Origin of the sequence: Burkholderia sp. Tr-20390, from assembly GCF_017104595.1 — a bacterium.
Taxonomy (GTDB): Bacteria; Pseudomonadota; Gammaproteobacteria; order Burkholderiales; family Burkholderiaceae; genus Burkholderia.
In genome coordinates, this window is sequence record NZ_JAAGPC010000112.1 from 21,759 (window position 1) to 28,636 (window position 6,878).

6 protein-coding genes and 1 pseudogene are annotated in these 6,878 nt (G+C 67.9%); 4 read left to right on the forward strand and 3 right to left on the reverse strand.

Annotated elements, in window-relative coordinates; all coding sequences use genetic code 11:
- Positions 1–105: 105 nt before the first annotated feature.
- Both prfH and G3N98_RS25785 read right to left on the reverse strand, forming a co-directional pair.
- Positions 106–714: a peptide chain release factor H gene (prfH, locus tag G3N98_RS25780; RefSeq protein ID WP_346779107.1), complete on the reverse strand. Its 609-nt coding sequence runs from the start codon at positions 712–714 to the stop codon at positions 106–108.
- The gene (locus tag G3N98_RS25785) at positions 714–1,862 is read right to left on the reverse strand and encodes an RNA ligase RtcB family protein (RefSeq protein ID WP_206149565.1); all 1,149 of its coding nucleotides are present in this window, start codon (positions 1,860–1,862) and stop codon (positions 714–716) included. Before G3N98_RS25785 ends, prfH begins: the two co-directional genes overlap by 1 nt.
- A 733-nt stretch (positions 1,863–2,595) precedes the next feature.
- Between G3N98_RS25785 and G3N98_RS25790 the strand changes: the two genes are divergently transcribed.
- Positions 2,596–3,465, forward strand: coding sequence for an RNA ligase family protein (locus G3N98_RS25790; protein WP_206149566.1), 870 nt, complete (start codon positions 2,596–2,598; stop codon positions 3,463–3,465).
- Between the two features lie 41 nt (positions 3,466–3,506).
- Positions 3,507–4,640, forward strand: coding sequence for an AAA family ATPase (locus G3N98_RS25795; protein WP_206149567.1), 1,134 nt, complete (start codon positions 3,507–3,509; stop codon positions 4,638–4,640).
- Positions 4,641–4,768: 128 nt separating this feature from the next.
- Here G3N98_RS25795 and G3N98_RS25800 read toward each other — a convergent pair whose 3' ends face one another.
- Entirely contained in the window at positions 4,769–5,482 is a 714-nt protein-coding gene (locus tag G3N98_RS25800) for a 5-formyltetrahydrofolate cyclo-ligase (protein ID WP_241026080.1), read from the reverse strand.
- 112 nt (positions 5,483–5,594) lie between these two features.
- Here G3N98_RS25800 and G3N98_RS25805 point away from each other — a divergent pair.
- Positions 5,595–5,735 (forward strand): annotated as a pseudogene (locus tag G3N98_RS25805) (MFS transporter); the annotation flags it as partial.
- Positions 5,736–5,996: 261 nt separating this feature from the next.
- Positions 5,997–6,878 (forward strand): nitronate monooxygenase (locus G3N98_RS25810; RefSeq protein WP_206149568.1); only part of this gene is annotated, 882 nt, incomplete at its 3' end.

Below are 6,878 nucleotides of genomic sequence, written 5' to 3' on the forward strand. Positions count from 1 at the left end.
GCACCGGCGCCGATTGCGCGCTCGCGCAACCGGCAGGCTGGGAAAACCATGAGGCCGATGGCCCGGCCGCCGGCGCTAAAGCCACCGGCGGCCAGGCGTTCGTGCTCAGTCAGCCGGCACGAATGCCGCCCCGTAAAACACGCGCACGGGGTTGCCGCGCTCCAGCGCAAAGTGCTGCATCCGCCGCTGCCGGCGCGCATCGGACGCGTGACGGTCGGCCTCCTGCTGCAGTCGAACCTGCAGCAACTGCAGCGCCAGGCGCTTGTTCGCGTGCTGGCTGCGCTCGCTTTCCACGCGCACCGACAGGCCGGTCGCGACATGGGTCGCACGAATCGCGGAGCTCGTCTTGTTCACGTGCTGGCCGCCCGGCCCGCGTGCGCGCATCGCTTCGAACCGCACGTCGCCATCCGGCAGCGGTTGCGCGTCGGCGCAGCGCGTGACGCCGATGAACCAGTTCTTGCGCGGATGGCGCAACCGGTACGGGCTCGCGCAAATCCATTGCAGCGTGCCCGTCCAGCGGTCCGCGAGCGCCTGCGCACCTTCGCCGTCGAGGTCGAGCAGCGCCGAGCGCAGCGTGCCGGGCCGTTCGCCCGGCTGCGCATCGAGCACGGTGACGACGACGCGCTGCGCGCCGGCTTCCGCCTGCAGGCGCCGCAACGCATTGGCCGCGGCCAGCTGGCATTCGAGCGGGCCGTGCGCCGAAGAAATCTGCATCAGCATCGGCCAGCCTCCCCGGACGTCTTGTAGGTCAGCACCGGCGCGAGCCGCGCCAGCTTGCGCAGCAGCCCGGCCGCTTCGAGCGCGTCGACGACGCTGTCGATCGGCTTGTAGGCCTGCGGCGCTTCCTCGTACAGCAGTTCGCGGTCTTCGCAGATCACGTGGCTGCCGAGCGGCGTGCGCGTGAGCTGCGACGGCGTGAAGCGCCGTTCGAGGCGCCCCTTGCAATCGCCGCGCGCCCACTTGCGGCCCGCACCGTGCGCCAGCGACGCCAGGCTGGCCGCATCGTCGGGCCGAACCGGCGCGACGAGGTAGCTGTAGTCGCCGCGCGATCCGGGAATGACGACCGGCCCCGCGTCGGCCGGCGTCGCGCCTTTGCGATGCAGCCAGCCCGGCTCGCCGTCGACCCTCGTGCGGCTCACCAGGTTGTGGTTCACGTCGAGCACGCACCGGCCATCGGTGCGCCAGCGCGCCAGCATGCGCCGCGCGATCAGGTCGCGATTCGTAATTGCGTAGCGCAACGCCGCATCGTGACGCGCGAGGTACGCCGTGCATGCGGCATCCGTGTCGTCGAGGCCGTTGTAGCCGTGCTCGCGCATGTGTTGCTCGAGGATCGACTGGCCGAAGCCGCGCGATCCGCTATGCACGAGCAGCAGCAGGCGATCGGGGTCGAGGCCGAGCGCCGCGACGGCATCGGTGTCGTACACCGCGTCGATCCGCTGCGCTTCCGCGAAATGATTGCCGCTGCCGATCGTGCCGAGCGATGCCGCGTACGCGTGATCCGCGAACCCGGCGGCCGCAAGGAGCGGCTGCCAGCTTGCATCGGGCGTGGCGTCGATCGAGCCGAGCCGGCTCGCGAGCTTCGACGCACTGACGCGCCGCGCATCGAGCGCGGTTTGCCACAGCGCCATCCCGCAGCCGATATCGCCGCCGATCAGCGCCGGATACAGCCGGCCCGTCGAGAAGAACGCGGCGCCAACGGGGTAGCCGCGTCCGGGGTGAAGATCGGGCATGCCGGCGACGCGCCGCATGCCGGGGAGGGTGGCAGCGTGTTCGAGCTGCCGGATGGCCTCACCTTCGATCCAGGTAGTGGCGCAAGCGCACAACGTGATGCGCTCGCCCAGGTATTGCATGGAATTGCCCATGGAGGTTTCCGTTCGATGAAAAGGAAGAACGGCGGGCCATGGTGCAGGCAGCGCACACATGCGCTGCCCGACATCGGAAGTCGGGAAGAGGGCGGCACGACCGGATCGGAACGACCCGGCTCATCGCCGTGACGGCGATACAGTGTGCTGCGTGGCGTGAACGATGAAACGAACGGACGCGAAAAACCCGAACTACGACCCGCGACGGGAGGAGTGCTGGCGTGACGTCATGATTTCTTCTCCTTGCGAGTGAGGGGTTGATCGGAATGGCGGCGACTCTAGCATGCACGCGACGAGCGCAGCAAGCGGGTGGCGCGGCGTGGCCCATCGAATCACGGCTCGATGTGGCGAAAAACACACAAACAGGAATCCGGATCATTTCCATGTCGATGGCGCGCGTGGCACGCCGCAGCAGGCATTCGACGCACGCCGACAACCGCAACGGCTGTACCCGGCCGCGCTTGACAGCACACATGCCGTTTCGTAGCATCCGCCTGCTTCATCCCTGAACCCTCATCGAATCGGTGATCCAAGTGCCCGCAAACATTCGTCCCTTCGCCTGATACGCCGACGACTGCCGTCCCGGCCGCGTGTCGTCCTGCCCGTTCCCGTCTGCCTCGCGGCACCGGAACAGTGATCGCAGGGCCGCGCCCGGACACGCACTGACACCGCAACGCACACCCCATCGTTCGTTCACGTCGTCGGCTTTTTCTGATGTTTCCGGAGAAAGACCATGACGCTGGATTTCCGCGCCTACGCGCAATCGCTCGACCTCGCCCGCTACCCGCGCACGCCGCACCTCGAAGGCTCGCGCCTGCAGGACGGCGACGAAGGTCACGACCACGTTCCCTATCGCACCCTCGCGGGCGCGCATCTCGTCGTCGAGGAAAAGCTCGACGGCGCGAACACGGGCATCAGCTTCAGCCCCGCGGGCGAACTGCTGCTGCAGTCACGCGGCCACTATCTGGCCGGCGGCGGCCGCGAGCGGCAGTTCGGGTTCGTGAAGACCTGGGCCGCTGCCCATGCCGGCTGGCTGCTCGATCGCCTCGGCGATCGCTACGTGATGTACGGCGAGACGATGAGCAAGAAGCACGCGGTGTTCTACGACGCGCTGCCGCATCACTTTTTCGAGTTCGACGTGTTCGATCGCGCAACGGGCCGCTTCCTGTCGACACCCGCGCGTCGCGCGCTGCTCGCCGACGGGCCCGTGCTGTCGGTGCCCGTGCTGTACGAAGGCATCGCGCCGGCGCGACTCGCGGACCTGAAGGCCATGCTCGGCCCGTCGCTCGCGAAGACGCCGGACTGGCGTCACGCGTTCGAGGAAACGGTGCGGCGGCAGGGGCTCGACCTCGCGCGTGCATGGCAGCAGTGCGACAAGTCGGAGCGCTCCGAAGGGCTCTACGTGAAGGTCGAGACGGACGACACGACGACCGCGCGCCTGAAGTGGGTGCGCCACGATTTCGTGCAGGCCATTCTCGAATCGGCGCGCCATCACTCGGAGCAGCCGTTCATCCCGAACCTGCTCGCGCCGGGTGTCGACCTGTATGCGCCGCGCCCGACGGTCACGTGGGCATCGATCCCCGCCGCGCGCCCGAACCCATGAATTCGGAACGGCCGTGTGCCGTTTCGAGAGGAGTCTTGATCATGAAGTACGAACAATTGCAGGCACTCGTGCCTGCGCCCGGCCGGCAGCCGGACTATCACGCGTGTCTCGCGGCATTTCCCGCGCTCGAACATGCGAAAACGACACCGCAGGAGCCCGCGCACCACGGCGAAGGCGACGTGTGGACGCATACGATGATGGTGATCGATGCGCTGCTCGCGCTGCCCGAGTACCAGGCCGCATCGCGTGGCGACCAGGAGATCGTGTTCCTGGCCGCGCTGCTGCACGACATCGCGAAGCACGGCACGACGGTCATCGATCCCGTTACCGGTGCGATCGGCCATCCCGGCCACTCGCGCAAGGGCGCGATCGATGCGCGGATCGCACTGTGGGATGCCGGCGTGCCGTTCGCGGTGCGCGAAGCGATCTGCCGGATGATCGCCGTGCATCAGGTGCCGTTCTTCGCGATGAGCGGGTCGCGCCGCGGCGCACCGGAGTTCATCGCGCGCGAGCTGTCGTGGCAGGTCAGCCTGCCGCTGCTGTGCCTGCTTGCCGAAGCCGACATTCGCGGGCGCATCTGCGACGACACGCAGCGCGTGCTCGACAACATCGAACTGTTGCGCGAACTGGCGCGGGAAGAGGGCTGCTACGGCCAGCCGCGTGCATTCGCCGACGCTCACACGGCGCTCAGCTACTTCCGCGGCGCGGACGTGCATCCCGACTATCCGCTGTTTCGCACGCCGGGCGCGCAGGTCGTCGTGATGTCGGGCCTGCCCGCGTCGGGCAAGAACACGTGGGTGGCGCGGCATCATCCGGATCTGCCGGTCGTGTCGTTCGACGATGCGCGCGATGCATTGGGTCTGCGTCATGGGCAGAACGAGGGCGCCGTCGCGCACCATGCGGTCGACGCCGCGAAGGCACTGTTGCGCGCGCAACAGCCGTTCGTGTGGAATGCGACGAACCTGTCGCCGCTGATGCGCAAGAAGACGCTCGACCTGCTGTTTGCATACAACGCCGACGTGACGCTCGTCTACCTCGAACAGCCGCGCGCGGAACTGTTGCGCCGCAACGCGCGGCGTGACACGTCGCTGACGAACCGCGCGCTCGAAGCGATGCTGCTGCGCTGGGATTTGCCGCTGCCCACCGAAGCGCACGCAGTGCGGTATGAAGTCTGATGCGGCAACGTCACGACACGAGCCGGTACGCCGCAATTCACCGCGGCGTACCGGCTCGTTTCATTTCAGCGATGCCTTCCGCTGCGTCGCGCAAGCGCGCAGCTCAGTGACGCCGCGATGCCGTGGCCCTAGTGGGCCAGGATGAGGATCGTGGTAAGTGCGATCGGCGCCAGCGCGACACCCAGCAGGCCGAGCGCACCATCGGCTGCAATCGTGATCGGCGACAGCGCGATCTTCGCCCCCTTACCGAGCACCGACGGTCGCTCGATCACCGTGACGTTGTACGCGTGATTGAACGCCTGAGGGATCGACGAAGGCGTGACATCGTTCGGCTGATAACGCTTTCCGGTGATCGTGCCTCTCTCCGTCAGCTCAAACCGCCCGTCCTTGAAACCGTCGGCAAGCGCGCGCTCGCGAAGCTCGGAGCCGGCCGGTGCGTCCTCGTGCGCGAGCCGCAACACGTAACGCCCCGAGATCTTGTCGCCGTGCGTCTCGAAATCATCGAAATCGGTATACAGCTTGGAGCGATAGGGCGCCGTGAGATTGACGGTGAGGGCCGGCGGCACATCGAAAATGTAGTGATACTGCTTGCCGATGACGACGAGGCTCTTTCCGTCCGCGCTGATCAGAAATGCCGAGAGCGTTTCACGGTATTCCGGATCCTTCATCATGCGATTGGTGATGGGGCCGATGTCGGCGTCGGCGCAGCCGGCGAGCATGCCGGACGCTGCCACGGCGGGCAGCGCGAGAAATGTTCTTCTTTTCATGTGTGCTGTTGGATGTTGTTGGTTATTCAGCGGAACCGCTTGAATGTCGGACGCTGCGTTCGATGAACGCGGCATCCTGACGGCCGATCATGCGGTTGCTTCGCCTGCGCATTGTAGGGCCAAAACGGCAACCGCAGTATCCCCTGGGCAAGGCGTGTCACCTTCGAACGCCCTCCGGCCGTGGCCCGCGCAGTTCAGCGGGCAGGTGGTCGGCCCTGTATTCGGCGGACAGATCGGCGTCGCGCCGTGGCTGCATTCGGTGTTCTCCGTGACGGGCGTGCTGCTGATGGCCTGCGCGGGGCTCGCGCATTGGGCGCGCGGCCAATAGCGGCTGGCCGGCGGAGCGCGGGCTGGCGTAGGATGGGCGCAGTGACCGGTGTCGCGCCGGGAAGCGGCGACAACGTGCACCGTCGCCAAAGGTGCAGACACCGCCGCACCGCACGGCTACCCATCGTTTCCGACATGACGCTCACGTGACCGGCCGCGCGCAACGCACGACGAACGCGCACCGATCCGAACCCGACCCACGCGCGTCGGCCCGCATCCGGCCGACGCATTTCGACGACGAATCCTGCAGGAGACGAGCGACATGAATCCATCGACCGACAACCGGACGCTGTTGCGCACGCTCGGCATGCGCGCCCCGATCGTCCAGGCGCCGATGGCCGGCGTCAGCACGCCGGCGCTGGCGGCCGCCGTGTCGAATGCGGGCGGGCTCGGCTCGCTCGGCGTGGGCGCGACAAACGCCGACGGCGCCCGCAAGATGATCCGCGACACGCGCGCGCTCACCGACCGGCCGTTCAACATCAACGTGTTCTGCCATCAGCCGGCGCACGCCGACGCGGCCGTCGAACGCGCGTGGCTCGAATGGCTCGCGCCGGTGTTCCGCGAATACGGCACGACGCCGCCCGCCTCGCTGTCGGAGATCTATACGAGCTTCGTCGCGGACGAAGCCATGCAGGCGCTGCTCGTCGAAGAAAAGCCGGCCGTCGTCAGCTTCCATTTCGGGCTGCCGGCCGCGGACGTGATCGCCGCGCTGAAGCGCGCGGGTGTCACGCTGTTCGCGTCCGCGACGAACCTCGACGAAGCACGCCAGATCGCCGCCGCCGGCATCGACGCGATCGTCGCGCAGGGGATCGAAGCGGGCGGGCACCGCGGCGTGTTCGATTCGACCGCGCATGACGATCGCCTCGGCACGTTCGCACTCACGCGCCTGATCGTGCGCGAGTGCGCGCTGCCGGTGATCGCCGCCGGCGGCATCATGGACGGCGAGGGCATCGCCGCCGCGCTCGCGCTCGGCGCGCAGGCCGCGCAGCTCGGCACCGCGTTCGTCGCGTGCCGGGAGACGTCGATCGACGACGGCTATCGCCGCGCGCTGCTGGGCGATGCGGCACGCCATACGACGTTCACCGCCGCGATCTCGGGCCGGATCGCACGCGGCCTCGCGAACCGGCTGACCGCGCTCGGCGAC